Annotated in this window: 13 protein-coding genes and 5 pseudogenes; 4 read left to right on the top strand and 14 right to left on the bottom strand. The window is 64.6% G+C overall.

Translation table 11 applies throughout. From position 1 onward, the window contains the following. Window positions 1-481: 481 nt before the first annotated feature. The 9 genes and pseudogenes from XI09_RS04475 to XI09_RS04515 form a co-directional block, all read right to left on the bottom strand. Window positions 482-968, bottom strand: a pseudogene (locus XI09_RS04475) (type 2 isopentenyl-diphosphate Delta-isomerase); the annotation flags it as partial. 85 nt (window positions 969-1,053) lie between these two features. Then, window positions 1,054-1,956: a terpene synthase family protein gene (locus XI09_RS04480; RefSeq protein WP_271565803.1), complete on the bottom strand. Its 903-nt coding sequence runs from the start codon at window positions 1,954-1,956 to the stop codon at window positions 1,054-1,056. After that, window positions 1,953-3,503: a hypothetical protein gene (locus XI09_RS04485; protein WP_271565804.1), complete on the bottom strand. Its 1,551-nt coding sequence runs from the start codon at window positions 3,501-3,503 to the stop codon at window positions 1,953-1,955. The genes XI09_RS04480 and XI09_RS04485 overlap by 4 nt, the downstream gene beginning before the upstream one ends. 309 nt (window positions 3,504-3,812) lie before the next feature. Next, window positions 3,813-4,811, bottom strand: a complete 999-nt coding sequence (locus tag XI09_RS04490; protein ID WP_097669458.1) for a polyprenyl synthetase family protein — start codon at window positions 4,809-4,811, stop codon at window positions 3,813-3,815. Window positions 4,812-4,965: 154 nt separating this feature from the next. Beyond that, complete coding sequence (locus XI09_RS04495; RefSeq protein WP_097669441.1) at window positions 4,966-6,309, bottom strand: cytochrome P450; 1,344 nt, start codon at window positions 6,307-6,309, stop codon at window positions 4,966-4,968. Next, window positions 6,309-7,154, bottom strand: a complete 846-nt coding sequence (locus tag XI09_RS04500) for an SDR family oxidoreductase (RefSeq protein WP_097669442.1) — start codon at window positions 7,152-7,154, stop codon at window positions 6,309-6,311. The genes XI09_RS04495 and XI09_RS04500 overlap by 1 nt, the downstream gene beginning before the upstream one ends. Then, the gene (locus XI09_RS04505; RefSeq protein ID WP_271565805.1) at window positions 7,141-7,449 is read right to left on the bottom strand and encodes a ferredoxin; all 309 of its coding nucleotides are present in this window, start codon (window positions 7,447-7,449) and stop codon (window positions 7,141-7,143) included. The genes XI09_RS04500 and XI09_RS04505 overlap by 14 nt, the downstream gene beginning before the upstream one ends. A gap of 1 nt (window position 7,450) precedes the next feature. After that, complete coding sequence (locus tag XI09_RS04510) at window positions 7,451-8,740, bottom strand: cytochrome P450 (protein WP_271565806.1); 1,290 nt, start codon at window positions 8,738-8,740, stop codon at window positions 7,451-7,453. Between the two features lie 94 nt (window positions 8,741-8,834). After that, the gene (locus tag XI09_RS04515; protein WP_161533312.1) at window positions 8,835-10,037 is read right to left on the bottom strand and encodes a cytochrome P450; all 1,203 of its coding nucleotides are present in this window, start codon (window positions 10,035-10,037) and stop codon (window positions 8,835-8,837) included. 521 nt (window positions 10,038-10,558) lie between these two features. Here XI09_RS04515 and XI09_RS04520 point away from each other — a divergent pair. Then, window positions 10,559-10,693, top strand: coding sequence for a phospholipase effector Tle1 domain-containing protein (locus tag XI09_RS04520; protein WP_442869527.1), 135 nt, complete (start codon window positions 10,559-10,561; stop codon window positions 10,691-10,693). A gap of 366 nt (window positions 10,694-11,059) precedes the next feature. Here XI09_RS04520 and XI09_RS04525 read toward each other — a convergent pair. From XI09_RS04525 to XI09_RS04535, 3 genes and pseudogenes are all read right to left on the bottom strand, one after another. Next, window positions 11,060-11,558 (bottom strand): annotated as a pseudogene (locus tag XI09_RS04525) (transposase); the annotation flags it as partial. A gap of 1,139 nt (window positions 11,559-12,697) precedes the next feature. Continuing rightward, a complete protein-coding gene (locus tag XI09_RS04530; protein WP_442869528.1) occupies window positions 12,698-12,865 on the bottom strand; it encodes an IS3 family transposase in 168 nt (55 codons plus the stop codon). A 156-nt stretch (window positions 12,866-13,021) separates the two neighbouring features. After that, window positions 13,022-13,162 carry a transposase gene (locus XI09_RS04535; RefSeq protein WP_271565807.1) on the bottom strand — a complete coding sequence of 47 codons (141 nt, stop codon included), beginning with the start codon at window positions 13,160-13,162 and terminating at the stop codon, window positions 13,022-13,024. 499 nt (window positions 13,163-13,661) lie between these two features. Between XI09_RS04535 and XI09_RS04540 the strand changes: the two genes are divergently transcribed. Then, complete coding sequence (locus XI09_RS04540) at window positions 13,662-14,132, top strand: calcium-binding protein (protein ID WP_271565808.1); 471 nt, start codon at window positions 13,662-13,664, stop codon at window positions 14,130-14,132. 188 nt (window positions 14,133-14,320) lie between these two features. Here the strand turns inward: XI09_RS04540 and XI09_RS04545 are convergent. Both XI09_RS04545 and XI09_RS04550 read right to left on the bottom strand, forming a co-directional pair. Next, window positions 14,321-14,581 (bottom strand): annotated as a pseudogene (locus tag XI09_RS04545) (IS5/IS1182 family transposase); the annotation flags it as partial. 199 nt (window positions 14,582-14,780) lie between these two features. Further along, window positions 14,781-15,322: pseudogene (locus XI09_RS04550) on the bottom strand (Mu transposase domain-containing protein); the annotation flags it as partial. 698 nt (window positions 15,323-16,020) lie between these two features. Between XI09_RS04550 and XI09_RS04555 the strand changes: the two are divergent. Both XI09_RS04555 and XI09_RS04560 read left to right on the top strand, forming a co-directional pair. Beyond that, window positions 16,021-16,273, top strand: a pseudogene (locus XI09_RS04555) (integrase core domain-containing protein); the annotation flags it as partial. Continuing rightward, window positions 16,250-16,502 (top strand): hypothetical protein (locus tag XI09_RS04560; protein WP_271565809.1); only part of this gene is annotated, 253 nt, incomplete at its 3' end. The pseudogene XI09_RS04555 and the gene XI09_RS04560, both read left to right, overlap by 24 nt.

A 16,502-nucleotide genomic window follows, 5' to 3' on the forward strand; every position in this document is an offset into this window, starting at 1 on the left:
GTCCCCATCGCTCGCCCCTCTCTCGCTCGACTTATCGGCGCATCAAAGTTTACTTGCGGCGGTTGTACGGTGATTCGTCGGACTGAGCGATATGCCCTCAGCCGAGGCTTTGCCATAGATGGACGCATCCGTACGACCGAGCTTGAATCCAATGACTCGGGTGGGCGTGTTGCCCTTCGCCATTTGTCTCAGCTGTTGGACATCCTTTGGGGTCCAAGACTTGCCGCTATTGCGAGTGGATTGGCCATGCGTCGCCCCTTCAGTGGCGCGGCGTGCGGTGCCGAAATGCCCGTTGTTGGGGTTGTAATTCCCGCTAGTACCGTAGTTGTCTCGCTGGGTGCCATTAGGATTAGCCACCGTATAGGGCTGCACGTAAGTCCATTGCTCCGCGTGTAGCCTGACACCGCGTGATTATTTGGGTTCGAGCCGGTTCCCAAGTATTGAGCTTAAGCCACGCTGGCTGCGCCCGCAAACACTCCACTTCCTGCAGCGGATTGAGATGGACGATGAGTCCGTCGGCCTCCAGCGCATCCACCGCCCGGCGCGCCAGGTCCAGGCCGTCGGCCTCGCGCAGTTGCGCGGCGCCGATATTGGCCAGCAAGGGAATGTCTGGGGCCAGGCGGCGCAGCGCGCGCGTCAGCCCCTGGGAGTTACGGGATTGCAGGCTCACGCGCTGCGAACCGACGCACATGGCGATCCCCAAGGCTTGCGCTGCCTCGCTCAGATGCCGGTTGATGGCCTCGGCGGGTGGCATGCCGCCGGTCATGGAGATAATCGGCAGCGGCGCGCATGGTTTTGCCCAGCAGCGAGGCGCGCAGGCCGATATGCGTCAGGTCCAACTCGGGCAATGCGCAGTGTTCGAACCGGATGTACTCCCAGTCGGCGGCGACCGTGGCCGGCGCCGTTCGCCGATCCAGCACGAGGTCCCGATGGTCGTCCTTGCGTCGGCTCAGGGCGGTGTCGCTCATGCTCGCTCCATCCGTCGCATCGGGCGACGGCGTTGCGTCGGATCGGACCGACGGCAGCGCGCGCACGCCGCCACCTCCCGCGCGTTCAGGCCGGCGCACGCTGGCCTCCTCCCGCAGCGTCGCTGCGGTAGCGGCTGGTCGAAGTCTGGTAGTACTGCGCGCGGATTGCCGCCATGGCCTCGATCAATGGTCCCCACGGCGCGGGAAAACGTTCTTCCGCCATCACCCGGTGCAGCATGCGCGTATGGCCGGCCAGCTCGTCGTTGAGGAACTCCACCACAGGCATAGCCGGATAGCGCTGCAGCAGCAGGATCGCCGCGTTGTCGGCCTCACCGGCCGACCTGTCCTTGTCGCGTCCATGCAGATCGTTCTGCAGGCGCCCTATCGCGGAGATGAGCCGCAGGACCTGGCGAAACGCCGGACGCGCGCGCAAGGTCGCCATGTCCAGCCCCCACAGCAACGACAGGCAACAGAACACGTTCGTGTAGGCGATCGAATCGATGCCGTTGTGCAGGTACTCGGCGTAGGACCAGCGTTCCGCCCCTGCCGCCTGCGCGTGTCCGGCGCGCAGCGCCGCGCAGTAGCACCGGGTATCGTCGAGAAGCTGAGCATAGTCGCGACGATCGTAGGCGAGCGCGGCCAGCGAAGCGCGCAGCACAGCGCAGCCCTCGAATCCGGGGAGCGCGCACGGCACGCCCTGCCCCAGCGCCTGCTCCACCGCGGCGAGCTGCTCCGGCGCGATCAGGCCAAGGTCGTTGCAATCGTCGAGCCAGAACAGCAGCGCCAGTTCGCGATAGAACGCCACGATCAGCGTTTCGTCCTGCGGATCGCGGCCGGTGCGGGCGCTGGTGTCGCGCAGGCTCGGGTGGATGCGCTGCAGGATGTACTGGCCGCCCCTGACCGCTTCCACGGCATGCTCGTCGGCAAACCCGGTCAGGGAACGCCCCCACTGCAGCACCTGCTGCAGCGCGCGTTCGGTCTGGATCATGGCGCCGCTCCTGCTCCCTCGGCCAGGACGCGCCGCCCCCAACGAAGCGCCAGCCACAACCCGGCGAGTTCGGCCACGCGCACGACCCGGGTGGGGCAATACAGTTCCTTGCCGATCCACAGCGGCGTCTGCGGCAATGCATGCGCCGCATGGCGGGCGAGCATCCACTCCAGCGCACGCGCCACCGCCTGCGCGATGCGCCGGCGCCCTGTCGGCTCTTCGCTCCCGTCCATCACGTGCAACGCGAACAGCGCATAGGCGGTTTCCTCGAATGTGGACGCGCGACCGGCGCCCCAGCCGCCGTCGTCGCGCTGCGACTGCAGCAGCGCCGCCAGCGCACGCTCGTCGCGCCACTGGGGCTTGCCTTGCGCCAGCGCAGCGACCGCATGCGCGGTGGGATACAGCCACGAAACGTGCCATTTTTCGTTGTCCCATAGACCGTGCGGGTTGCGATTGCCCTCGACGTAGGCGCTGGTGCCGGCGGCGGGCTTTCCCAACAGTCGCAATGCATGCAGGGCATGGATGTTGGTCGACACCGAGGCATTGCGCTCGCCGGGGAAGGTGACGAACAGCTCGCCGATTTCGAAATGGCGCAACGCATCGACCGCCGGGTCGCGGCCTGCAAGGTGCAGGACGCACAACGCAACGGCGGTGTCGTCCGCATCGGCCGCAAAGTGCAAGGCCGGGCCCAGACCGCGCGCTCCCAGGCGGGCGTCGAGCTGCGCGACGATCACGCGCACCGCCTCGGCGAGCGCGGGATGCGCGAACAGCCCGGCCAGATGCAACGTGTACAGCGACCAACATGGCTCGAACACATTGATCGGCCAGACGTTGGGAACGACACCTTCGATGCCGCTGCGCGTCGCCCGCGATGCCGCCTGCAGATACGCATCGGCGCGCGCGACCTGCGGCGTGCTCCCCTGTGTCACGGCGTGCGCACGCCACGCGGCGGTGGCCGCCGGACTGATGCCGATGCTGCCGTGGTTATCCGGGCATGCGGTGGTCGGGGACGTCCCCCAGGCTTCCCAGGAGTGCAGCAACGGATGGCCGCTCGGCAACGTCGGCACCGCCCCCAGCTTGACCAGGCACGCTTGCCACAACGGCAACAGCGCCGGGTGGCGCGGAAACGCCACGCCGCCCACCAAGGATGCGGCCTCGCCGCAAAACTTCGGCAGGATCAGCTCCGCGCCGATCGGCGCGTCTTCCGGCACCGCATGCGCGTAGGGATCGGACTGGCGCTGGAGGAATCGGGTTGCAGCCTGGACTGCGTCGGCAGCGCCGGGAAGAGGATCGGCACGCTGCAATGCCAGCAACGCCGCCCACGTGGGCGCATGGCGGAACAGCGGGAAGTCCGCGCTTCCCCATCCGCCATCGGCCTGTTGCTGCGCGATGAGCCACGCGTATGCGTCCTGTCGACCGGTGACGTTGCCGTGGAATTGAAGAGCCCGCGCCGTGTCGTAGACGGACGGACCGACGCTGCCGCCATCGCTCATCTGGCTCAGCAGGTGGCGCAATTCGGAAAGGATCTGTTCGGACAGCGCGTTCACGCGGGATGTTCCTTCTGCAGACGGTTGACGCGAACCAGGATCGGGCAGACGCCGCGCACGTCGCCGCAGGCCCCGTCGCGGCCCGGCGCATGGGAAAGGCCGGACGGCCGCCCTGCTCCGGCGCGGCGACGCGCCCCGATGCTAGCGCCGGTCCGCCGCATAGGCTTGCGCGCAGCGCGCCGCGTGCGCCGCGGCCGTGCTGGGCAACCGCTGCGATCGGTGCCGCGGACTCGGACACAATGCATCATGCACCGCTGCCGCCGGCCGATCGCAGCGGCACAGGGGCGAGCCGCATGCGGATGGGCGCACTCATGCGCATGGCGCGTGCTTGAACAGATATGCGTTGGCCCGCTGCAGGATCTGCGCCAACCGTTCCGCACGCGACCCCAGCGGGGCGATGGCCTCCCCGGCGTCGCGCAACAGATCCAACACGAACTGGTGCGCTGCCTGCAGCCCCATGATCGACACGCAGGTCGGCTTCTGCGCCGCCGCGTCCTTGCCGGGGGTCTTGCCCAGGGTCGCGGTATCCGCCGTCGCGTCGAGAATGTCGTCGACCACCTGCAACGCCAGGCCGAAACAGGCGCTGTAGCGATCGAGCGCAGAGTACAGCGCAGCGTGCGCGGCATCCTCCGCGATGGCGCATAGCGCGCCCATGCGAACGGATGCGCGCACTAGCGCTCCGCTCTTCATCCGGTGCATCGCTACGATCCTGTCCAGCTCGACGTGCTTTCCAACCAGCGACAAATCCATGGCCTGCCCGCTTGCGGCACCACCCTCGGCGGACACCGCCTGCGCCAGTTCGCGCACGAGCGCGATACGGGTATCGCCCGGCGCATCCAGGCTCGCCAGGGTCAGGAAGGCGTGCGCCTGCAGCGCATCGCCGACCAGGATCGCTGTGGCTTCGCCGAACTTGACGTGCACGGTCGGAAGGCCGCGGCGAAGCACGTCGTCGTCCATCGCGGGCAGGTCGTCGTGGACCAGGGTACAGGCGTGCATCATCTCGATGGCGGCGCCGACGTCATCGAGCATGTGCGCCGGCGTGTCGGCCAATGCGCCGGCAGCCAGACAGAGCAAGGCGCGGGTACGCTTCCCGCCATGCAAGGTGGCGTAGCGCATCGCCGCCATCAGCTCGGTCTCACCGTCGTCCTCGGCGCAGAGAAGGCGCGCCAGCGCCTGTTCGACCCGCTTTGCGCCGTCCTGCATCCAGATCTCCGGCAGCAGCGGGCCGGATGCGCCGGGCGCCTGCGCGCCCAAAACGCCGAGCGCGGAAACGCCAGTTCGGTCGTGTAGCGTGGAACCGGGCTGCATGTTGTTCATGTCCTTGTATCTGACAGGAGACGGCCACGGCGAGCGGCGAGCCGCCGCGGTGTTGCCGGCGTCGCACCGAGCGCGCGCGCCGAGTGCAGAAACGCCGCGCGTCGCCGACGCGGCTGCCTCGCCACACGGAGCATGCGATGCCAGCTCATGAGAATCTGATGCGGGTTGTCATGGACGGATGTGCGGTCGGGTAATAGCGCCGGCCTTTTTCGACGCTGCTCAGCAACCGCGGCCGCACCCCGGCCTTGTGCATGGTCAGCGCCAAGGCGATCCCGAACTGCACCAGTTCCAGCCATGCCAGGTGGTAGCCGATACAGACGTGTGGGCCGGTACCGAACTGCAGCATGTCCACCGGCCGGATCGGCTCCGCGCGTTGCAGCCACCGCGCCAGGCGGAACTGATCAGGCGCCTCGTGCAGCAGCGCCGAGGTCGAGAAATGCAGCAGCGGGATGCACAGATGGGTGCCCGCGGGAATGCGCCGTTTTCCGAGTTGCAATTCGTGCAGCGCGCGCCGCAGCAGGAGCGTGGTCGGCGGGTGCACGCGCAGCGTCTCGCGGAACAGCGCCTCGGCGACCGGACACTGCGCCAGGTCCGCGGGGCGTGCCGGCACCGTGCCCACGCGTTGCGCCTCCTCGACCAGGGCGTCCCATAGCCCAGGCTGCCGCGCAAGCTCGATCACCATCCAGGCCATCGTCGAGGCGGTGGTTTCGTGACCGCCAAGCAGCAGCAAGCGGATATTGGCGACTAGGACGTTATCGGAGAGCGTATCGTCGCTGCGATCGAAGGCGCTCACCATGTCGTTGATCAACCCGGTGCGCGCGGCCTGCGCGCGCGCTTCGCGGACGAATTGGCGCAACTGCGCGTCGATCCAGTCGCGGGCGGCGCGGCCGCGCCGCAAGGGCAGTCCGGGCAGGTCGATCCGGGGCGCGACGATCAACTGCAGCAGTTGCCGGTACTTGCGATGCCATCCCGGCAGGTCTTGCGCGGGGATTCCCATGAGGCTGAAGATGAGCTTGAGCGTCAGGTCGCCGGTTTCGCGCAGGATGGTTACGTCGCCGCGGTCGCGCCACGCCTGCACCCGGGCCCGGATGACAGGCGCGAACAGATCGCCGATGCCGGCCTCGGTCAGCCCCTTGGGGAGGAACGCCGCCTTGATCGCATCGCGCGCCTGCCGGTGCGCGCGGCCGTCCTGGGCGACCAACGTTCCACCAAGCAACTCGGGCGCGATCTCTTCGATCAGCGCCGAGGACACGTCCTTGTGCCGGAGCAATGCGAACGCATCCGGATCCATGCACGTCATCTGGTGTCCGACAGGGCCGAAATCCAGCCAGAAGTAGCTGCCCAGCGTCCGTTCCGCGCGCCGCAGCAGGCGCGGCAGGTCGCAGACGATGGCGGGAAGATGCCCGACAAGGGGGAAAGCGCCGGGCACGACCGGGATATCGCACCGAAGCCGGTGCCGGCGGTCCAGTGGGTTGAGCAGCATGTCCATCAGCCGCGCGGCGCCGCGGCCGCTTCGGCGGTGTCGCCGGCAGGCCGCGCGGCGCGGCTGTTGCCACCGTCGGCGTACGTCGGCACATGCGCCAGCATGCCGCCGTCGATGCACACGACCTGGCCGGTGATGAACGCAGCATCGTCGGAGAGCAGGAACGCCACCAGCGCGGCCACGTCCTCGGGGCGGCCGACGCGCGGCAGGAGCTGGTGCCGGCGCAGATGCCGTTGCATGCACTCGTCCAGCTTGGCGACGAGACGCTCGGTCATGATGAGACCCGGCGCAACCGCGTTGCAGCGGATCTGCGCATGACCGTACTGGGTGGCGAGCGAGACCGACAGCATATTCATCGCCGCCTTCGACGCGGCGTAGGACGTGTGCGCGGTGTCACCGCTAAGCCCCTGGCACGACGACATGTTGACGATCGCGCCACCGCCGCGGGCGATCATCCTTGAGATGGCCTGCCGGCAGCAGAGCAGCGTGCCACGCAGATTGGTCGCCATGGTCTGATCCCAGACCGTCAGGTCCAGGTCGAGGATCGCGCGGTCGCGCGGGGTCAGATGCATGGCGCTCGCGTTGTTCACCAGCAGGTCGACCCCACCGAATTGCCGCTCCGCCGTCTCGAACAGCGCTGCCACCGCCTGCGCATTGGCGATGTCGATGGGCAGGGCCAGCGCGTCGCCCGCTTCGGCCGCGATCTGCGCGGCGCAGGCCCTGGCCGCCGAGCCATCAATGTCGGCCACCACCACTCTGCCGCCCTCGCGCGCAATGGCGCGGGCGCATGCCTTGCCGATGCCGGCGCCGGCGCCGGTCACCACGGCCACCTTGCCTTCAAACCGTCCCATCGTGTCCTCCTGGATTGCGTTGGTCTTTCGCGGCATGCCGCTCGGCCTCCGCCGGAGAAGGCGCAGGGTCGGCGCTGGCGCGCTCGTCATCGCCAGCGTCGCTTTCGATGACCCGAATGGCGGCGACCGGGCACTGGCTGGCCGCGAGCCGCACGGCCGCGTGAAGCGCCTGCGGGACCTTCGCGACGCACACTTCGGCCACGCTGTCCGGTTCGCGCTGCCGAAAGGTGCCCGGCAGCGTCAGCACGCATTGCCCGGTGGTTCCGCACAGATCCTGGTCGACCACGGCGCGCATCTCAGCCCCCCTGCGCATGCAGCCGCACCGATAGCGCGCGGAACGTCCTAAGGAACGCGGACGGCTCCCGGGTCGGCTGCTCGGCCAACGCCAGCGTGGGGAAGCGAGCCTGGATCCGCGGCAGGCTCTCGGCCAACTGCACCCGGGCCAGTTGCGCACCGAGGCAGAAGTGAATGCCGTGACCGAAGCTCAGCATGATCTTCCCGTCGGTCGACATGCCAGGACTGGTGCCGCAGAACCGCGCGGGATCGAAGCGGTCGGGATCGGCGAAGGCGTCCGGGTCGCGATTGCCGGCCGCGACCAGCACGCGCACGTCCGCGTTCTTCGGGATCACCGCGCCGCCCAGTTCGATGTCGCGCTGGGCGATACGTGGAATGGAGCTGAACATAACGGGCGCGTCGCAGCGCAGGACTTCTTCTACGAATGCCTTTACCCCCACGCCGTCTCCCTGCAGCCAGTGCCGCTGTTCGGGATACGCCAGCATCGCCAGGACCGCATGGTCGATGGCCGCAGCAGTGGTGGTGAAGCCGCCCAGCAGCATGCCCCACAGCATGCCGATCAACTCCGCATCCGACAGCCTGTCGGCATCGTCGTCATGCGCGCCGACCAGCATCGACACGATGTCGTGGCGGGGATCGGAGCGCTTGCGCGGTATGAGGTCGCCGAAGTAGGCTAGCACCCTGGCGCTGGCCGCGTCCGCCGCGGCGAGCTGGGGATCGCTGGCGTGCGGGCGCAGGCCTTCCAGAATGGCGCCGATGCCGGCGGCGAGCCCGAACATGTCGTCCGGGGGCATGCCGAACAATTCGGCGGAGACCAACATGGGCAAGGCCAGCGCGAATTCCCGATGCAGGTCCACCGCCTCCCCGCGCTCCAGCGCGGGCGCCATGCCGTCCAGGCGCGCTGCGACGATGCGCGCGATGCTCGGCCGCAGGTTGTCGATCTGGCCTATGGTGAAATCGCGCGAGATCAGCCGGCGCAGACGCGTATGCGTCGGTGGATCCTTCATCGCTAGCGTGGACGCCAGCAGATTGAGCGACAGGCTGGTCGCCGCACGCGGGAAATAGCGCGCCAGTTCGCCCGGCGCCGGTGCCTGAAGCGCATCGCCCGTGGCCTTGAGCGCCCAGTAGATGTCGGCGTGGCGGCTCAACAGAAAGAGGCCCGATGCCGCGCGATGCACCGGATCGTGCTCGCGCAACCACCGCATGAACGGATACGGGTCGTGGAGGCACGCTGGCGACGCCAGTTCGGCGAAGGCGTCCCGGCATGCTGCCGTGGTTTCTTGCACGTCCATCTAGGTTACCTGTTGGCTGACTGATCTGCCCGGCGCGCGCCAGGCGCGCCGGCAAATTGCGGAGAAGATCGCGATCCCCGGCGGCGTACGCGCATCACCAGAGCACCGGGAACTCCTCGAACCCGCCAGTGATGATCTCCTTGCGCAACTTCAGTTCTTCCGGCGCCACGGCCAGGCGCAGCGCGGGAAAGCGCTGGAAGATCGAACCGAACACCACCTTGAGTTCCAGCCTGGCGAGCGCCACGCCGATGCAGTGGTGCGGCCCGTAGGAGAACGCCAGGTGCGGCTTACCGTCACGTCCGATGTCGAAGATTTCCGGGTCGTCGAAATGGCGCGGATCGAACGACGTCGCCGGCAGGCCGACCAGCACCTTGCTCTCCGCGGGAATATGCACGCCCGCGATGGTCACGTCGGTCCTCGGATAGCGCATGATGCCGTCCCAGCCCGCACCTGGCGGGTACATGCGCAGGATTTCCTCCACCGCCTTGTCCACCAGGGATGGATCGCCGACCAGGCGTTCGCGCTGTTGCGGATGGCGGAACATGGCCAGCAGGCCGAATTCGATCTGCGCGACGGTGCTCTCGTGCCCAGCCACCAGCATGCCCGCCGCCAGGCCGATCGCCTCTTCCTCGCTCGCCTTGCCCTGGTCGACCGCCGCAAGCAGATCCGTCAGCACGTTGTCGCCCGGATCCTGGCGCTTGTCCCGCATCTTGCCGCGAATGTAGACACGCAGTTCTTGCCAGGCCAGGCGCGACGCGCGACGCGGGCCGCTTTCATGCTGGTGCGTCATCACCTCGTCGGACAGCCCTGCGAAAAAGGCGTGATCCTCGTAGTGCACGCCCATCAGCGCGCTGATGACCATGGCCGGAAGTGGAAAAGAGAGATGGCGCCGCAGGTCGGCAGGCTGGGGCTGGGCCGCCAGCGCCTCGAACAAGTGCGCGGCGATCGCCTCGACCTGCTGCGCGAGCAGCCTCACCCTGTGATCGCTGAAGGCCGGCGCCACGATCGCGCGTAACCGAGCATGCTCGCCCCCCTCGTGCGAGACCAGCCAACCCGGCGAACCCAGAATCACCGAATCCGGGGTGAAGGCCGCCGGCGGCATTCCCGCGGGCCGGAACGCCGCGTCGGACAGCACCGCCTTGGCCTCGTCGTAGCCCGTCACCCACCAGCCGTCGTGCCCGGACGGGAAACGCACGCGGTGGATCGGACCGTTGGCGCGTAGCGCCAACATCTCGGGCGAGGGCTCGATGTGATCGACGCGCCACTTCGGCAGCGTCGGCAAGGGTTGTTCGGACATGGTGACACTTCACTCTCTAGGCGATGGAAGGGCAAAAGGTGATCGGCAGCCGCTGCGGGCAGCGAATGACGTAAGACTCATGTAGACGACGTCCTCCGCGGCGATGGTCAGCGCCAGATCTCCAGCCGCACGAACAGCGCGGGGAAGGCGCATCGCAATCCAGGCGCGCCGGTGATCCGCCCAGGCAGACATGCGGTCCCTGGCCGAACGACAGGTGCGGGTTATGCCGCCGGGTGACATCGAACCTGTCGGCATCGCCATAGATCGACTGACCGCAGGGATGGGTGAAAGAGGTTCGACCGTACCCGCCACTGAAGTGTCCGCTAATATAGTGCCCGTCCCGAAAAGCATCGCACTGCGATTGGTGATGATGCGGTGAACAGAGCAAATCGTGTGCCGAAGTGGATTCGCAGGCTCAGCAGGCACTTCGTAGCGGCGCGTAGTGTTAGGTTTCTGGCATTAAGTCTCAATGCCGACATCCGGCGCAGCAGGTGCCCGACAAAGGCCTACTCTCGCGCAGAATGTGCGGGGCAGCCCATGCGCGATATTTGAAGCATCCGGATTGGCTGCAGCAGGTGTGGTTCGCCGGAAACCACTCCGATGTCGGCGGTAGCTATCTGGAAAACGAAGGCCGCCTCCCCGACATTTCGCTCTAGGTTGGATGGCGCATGGGCCCAGAACTTTCCCGACGCCAAGCGGGGGCAAGTGGGCCGAAGGGTTACGTCAAGTGCAGAGCTAGTGCTTCATCCGGCGGTGCTCAGCGCTTCGCCGCGAAGCGGGGCGGGCAGCAATACTAAAAGCGGAGTGCCTATCGTTCCGCTATCCTCGCCTTCAGCCGCTTGTATGGGCTCGAGCGAGCAATTGAGAGCTGATCACGTATCACTGCACACGCAAACGCACCTCGCTCTGGAATACGACCGTCCGGGTCGGGGCCAATGGCAAAATTCCGCGTCCGCGAGCAACCAATCAATAACGTCTCAATCGTCCGGGACGGACAGAAACGAGTGCCGCGTCGACATTAGCTTCGATGACAGATCGCGCTTCTGCCACACGGTGTGCTCGTCGAGCCAGCCATCCTTCAGCCGGCCGATGGCGGATGCCGCCCGGCAACATCCTTGCCGGGCAGCGCAGCTAGCGCCTCCGAGAAGGCGCCAGTCGAGATACCCTAAAGGTTCGGCAGCAGCGTCTCGATCGACTTCGAACGGCGCATGTAGGGTGGCAGGCTCTACGGAGAGAACCGGAGGCAGTCGCGATCCGTGGCGTCCGCGCCGCGATCGGGCACACGTGGCGACGGACAGCGACCGGACCGATACCGGTCATCACCTCGCGTTTCGGCAGGAGACCGTGGCGGACGACGCGCTGATAACCGTCCGCGGTCTTCAAATCAGCATGCTTGCCGAGAAAGTCCTCAGCCTCGGCCTCGACCGCCTGGGCGAGACGAGCACGTGCCCCGCTACGCAACACTTCTATGAGTTGATCGGCGACGCTTCCAATCAGCTTGAGGATGTTAGCTTTGGACACGGCATATCGCTCCTTCATCCGAACGCATCGCGTGGGACCGCGTGGCGAGTTAATCTGAGTGAAAGGCTTCATGGCGGTTCACTACGGTGCTCATAGCCGACGCGCCAAGGGGACGCTTTGCCACTGGGACAAGTTTCTCGGGATCTCCATCTTCGCTGGATCTCCAGCCCAAGGCCAACGGCATCTCCCGTTCGCTAATTCTTCTGCTGCTATGACTGGCGAGGTGTATTGGCCTAAAAGCTGGCCATCAAACAGGAGAGCGCATCCTCCCGGCACAACAATGATCTCCGCTAGCCCATAGCATGTTTCGTAACTCCACTTCATAGCCAGCTACCGGAGCTATCCCCTTTGATGTCCGTGGCAACGCGAGCGCGACCCGGAGCCTTCACTCAAGAGAATTAACGCTGTCCCTGCCGCGCCCGCGCTGCCCGGAAGTTAGCAGCCACGTGACTCGGCGCTTCGTCGTCCCGAAAGCGCTGTCCCTAACACGCGCCACTAACTTCGGTGGCCAGCCTACCTTGCTCTAACACCGCTAACCACCTCGCCTTCCCGAGAGTGTCGTCAAGCTACACGGGGTGGGAATGTATCGCCAAGAGCGCTCGTGGGCGCCTACCAGGATAGGTGGCTCGCCTTCAGGGAGGCAACCGTTGCCCCTCAACCTCTGGTTCGGTCCACCTCTTCCAAAGGGTTTCAAGTCGGCCGATGCCACCACTGGCAAACGTCAAGGAATAGCCGACCCGCGTATACCGAAATAGTGAGATTCGCCCCCTGCTCCCGCGTGACACCATGCACAACGGGGAGTCGAACGATATCGGCTCGAATTGGTCCGCTTTGCATCGGACATCACTGAACAGGTACCCTTGTCTTTGATGGTTTCGGCGAGAGCATTGTCATAGGAATCTCCGACGCCTGCCAACGGAGGGCTCCACGCCTGCTTCAGCCACGCCCTCCGTATATTTGATCGAGACGTTTGGGCGAAAGCATGCGAAAACCAACGCCAAAACCATCACCCTTGACGAGTAGCCGGAACGCTGACTCTATCACCGCATCGGCCGGCGCGGGCTGCTCACGATCGTCTGAATTCAGCGCTCATGATCGCGCGAAATCGCGGCTCACCATCAGTGAAATATGCAGACTCATTAGGGGTTAGAGTTTAAGCAGCCTGCAGTTGATGCGGCAAGCTTGCGCATCAACCGCTGCACGCGCTTGCGATTGATGCGACGGCCTTCGCCATTGAGCATCGCCGTCATCCGCCGCGAGCCCAGGAACGGCCAGGCCGTGAACAGCTGGTCGATCCGTCGCATCAGCTCAAGGTCATTGTCATTGGCCGGCCGCGGCGGCCGATATACGCTCGACCGTCAATTGTCCGATCTTGGCGTGGAGCTTCTCGACCTCCAGTTCGTGGGCCGCCTCGCCATCCCGACCAGCGCCCGCGTCGAACGCCCGAACCGCTTGATCCTGAGCTACTTCTTCCACGGATAAATCTGGTTCACATGCACCTGGTAGCGCTGCGCCAGATCCGTCACCGTTGACTGTTCTCGCAGCGCCTCCAAGGCGATCTTTGCCTTCAGCGCTGCATCGATTTTCCCTCTCGTCTTCTTCATGGTCCGCTCCGTTTATCAAAATGGAACGGCATCCGCACCACCTAAGCCGCCGGTCCAAAATCCGGGGTCCACTTCAGCCCCCAGTCTCGCTGGGTCTGGCGATCCATTCCGCAGGTTTTCACCGCCTACCTGCTGCGCCCCTCGCTTCCAGAACCAGCGCAAGCGCCAACATTCGCCGCGCCGCCGTTTCAGAAATTCACCGATTTGGAATTCCCCAATCTGAGTCAAACCTCAAGGCCGTTGTTATGACTTGAAAAACCGCTGTGAGGTCTCGCATCCACCCACCCGACGGCGCATCAACGTGAACACCGACTCAGTGTCGAGCCGGAGGGTTACTGAAAAACCACTTGCACAACGCTCGGCAATTAGACAACCCATCGCATCCGTTTCGGCTGAGTGTGCAATCAGGTTTTCGTCAGCTTCGACGTTTATATTTCGTAGCCAGAGCGCGATCACTTGCGTGACCGCTCGCCTAGCAGACCGAACACAGGAGAACGACATGGCTGTAATCCGCGGCACAGACTCCGACGATCACTTGGTTGGCACGCCCGACAGGGACTTTATCCAGGGCCTGGGCGGGAACGATTGGATCGCTGGTGGAGCGGGTGCCGATAGTCTGGAAGGTAATCAGGGCGACGACACGCTCTCTGGTGGTGCGGGCGACGATTATCTGTTCGGCGATCAGGGCAGCGATGTTCTGTTCGGCGATGACGGCAACGACAACTTCATGTTCACGAGCGGGAATGGCAAGGATGCCGTGATGGACTTCACGGTGGGGGATAAACTGCACATCGAGGCAGGGATTAATCACACTGGTATTCATACGCCTGCCGATCTTGCCAATCGCGTCGAAGCGGATGGCTCGAATTCCGCGGTCATTGACCTAGGAGAGGGTAATTCGATCACGCTCTCCAATGTGAATGCTGCCGACGTTCAGCATCACCCTGAACATTATTTCTCGATCATCTGACTTTTTCGGCCAACCGTTCGGCCGAAATAGGCGACCGGGCACGGCGATCGCTATGGCAGATCCTTCTGCCTACGGCGAGTCGCCGTTGCCCTCGACCAGATGAATGAGTCCTCCGTGAAGAACGCGGACGAGAGCTGATTTAACCGATCTTGTGAGCCGGGACAGTTTCGGAAGGCTCGGATGATGACACGCAAAAACTCCGCGAGCCATTGCAGGAGCAGGCCGAAGTTATAACCGACAGCGGCGAGGACAGCGTAGATCCTGTCGCCGAGGCGCCCCTTGAGATGATTGCGATCCATGCGATGCTCGGTCTTGACGTGGCCAATGACGGGCTCGACAGCCGCACGACGCTTCATCTCCCGCCGGATGGAAGCCGTGACGCGACGGACCTGCCCCGAGATCCAGACCCCGAGCCGGTGCGGGTGGTTGTGACCGCGGTACCCTTTGTCGAGGTGATGCGGCGAGCCCAAGGAGATTGCTGACGCGCTGGAGGCGGACTTGCAACCGCTCGCCACGAGCGGGCTCATCACGCGAATATCCAAATACGATACCAATCCCGCCAACAATCCCCAGCCGCAGAGTCGCTTTCGCGCTGCACCGCTCCCGGATTAAGCGCGATGTCGCGTCCTGATGATCATGGCCGCTAAGACCGGCGGCAATCACCGCGGCGGGGGTCCATTTGCCGTAGCGGCGATGGGCGCTCGGCATGTGGTCGGCGCCGGTGGTGTGTCCGCGTCGGTTGCGGGCGCGGGCATGGCTGGCGATCCGCTTGCCTTGTGGAAGATCTTGACGGTTCTGTCCTCGATGCGGACATCGACCAGTTCACGGATCAGACGATACGGCGCGGAATACCAGTGGCCCTCGACCTCGACATGATAATCGGGAGCGACGCGGCAGCGCTTCCAGCGTGCGAAGGCATAAGGCTGATCTAGCAGCGAGGTTAGCTTGGGTTTATCGAGTTCGGCAAACAGTCAGGCGCGGCTTGAGCCGAAGCCACGCATTTGACGAGCATTGAGTTCGTCGACGAATGTCTTGATGGCGGCGTTGAGCCGGCCCGAGAAAAGAAGCGCTGATTGCGCAGCCGGGCCCGAATCCAGCGCTGTGCGATTTGCACCGCGACGTCGACCTTGGCCTTGTCTTTTGGGCTCCGCGGCCGTGCGGCCAAAAATGGCCGTGCCGTAATGGCTTGAGGCCGGGTCCGTAGCGGTGCGTCCTCTTTTTTATCAGGAAACCAAGCGATTTCGTCACCCCTCCAGCGTGTGGGCAAATTCATGGAGATTGCTGTCGGAAGTCTTGATTATCGAAGTGAGCACGTTGGCACGAAACGTCTTGTTGGAGGCGCCTTTGTCTTCCTGCCGCCAACAATACTGAGACGCCAAAGGAACTATTGCCGAGCGCCGCCTCAGCCTGAGATGGCGACTGTTCGCTTAAACCATTTTTTTGGTAGGCCAATGTAGTAGCTGCGCCTGCGAAGCTCTGGCTCTGACCTATTGAGCGTTTCGCAAATGGATTTCACAGGCGTGCCTGCATCAACAAGCTCGCGCAGCAGTTCGTCTTCTTGTTTCGTCCAGCGAGGAAAGGCGAGAGTCAACTTTAATCCAACCTCTTAGCTTCGATTTCATGCGGCGCTGGAGAAATGGGCAAACTATACCGTGCTGAGCGCCTTGCCATGCTTTGACTGCGATCTCCGCGTTCCTGTTCGGGAATGCGAAGCACAGTCCCGAACAGGACGGCGAAACGCATTTGGCAGGTTCCAGCGTGACCAAGTTGGGCCTGCCGTAACGGCGCCTCGCCTATCCCAATCATCGCGTCGGCGCCTCAGGATGGCAGAGGAGAAGTTCCTTCGAAAGCTATACGTTGGCATAGTCGAAGCTCCGGGGTCCGCAAATGCAGCAAGCTCGGCCTCAAGCACATCTTCACCAGGCCCGACGACCGCAAACAAACGGCAAGGCCGAACGCTTCATTCAGACAGTGCTGCGCGAGTGGGCTACGCTCGTGCCTACGACACCTCGGATCAGCGCGCCCAAAACCTGCCAATCTGGCTTCATCACTACAACTGGCATCGCCCGCACGGTAATCTGCAAGCCAAACCACCCATCAGCCGCCTCGGCCTACCGATGGACGACCTCCTGAGATTCCACAGCCAACCCGCCATCGCCCAAAAAACAAAACATCGCCCCCGGCAAAAGCCAAAACACCACCAGGCCGCCGCTGATCCGTTGGTCAATCCAGGAAATCCGCCGCATTGCCATCAGACTCGGTCGAAAGCGTATTCAACCCGCGCACATCATCGCATGGTCATTCTGGCGTGGGGCTCACCAAGCTGCCGCTCAACGTGCTCACTTCAAAATCAAAAAGGCCACTGTAATG

Source organism: Bradyrhizobium sp. CCBAU 11386, from assembly GCF_028128955.1.
GTDB lineage: Bacteria > Pseudomonadota > Alphaproteobacteria > Rhizobiales > Xanthobacteraceae > Bradyrhizobium.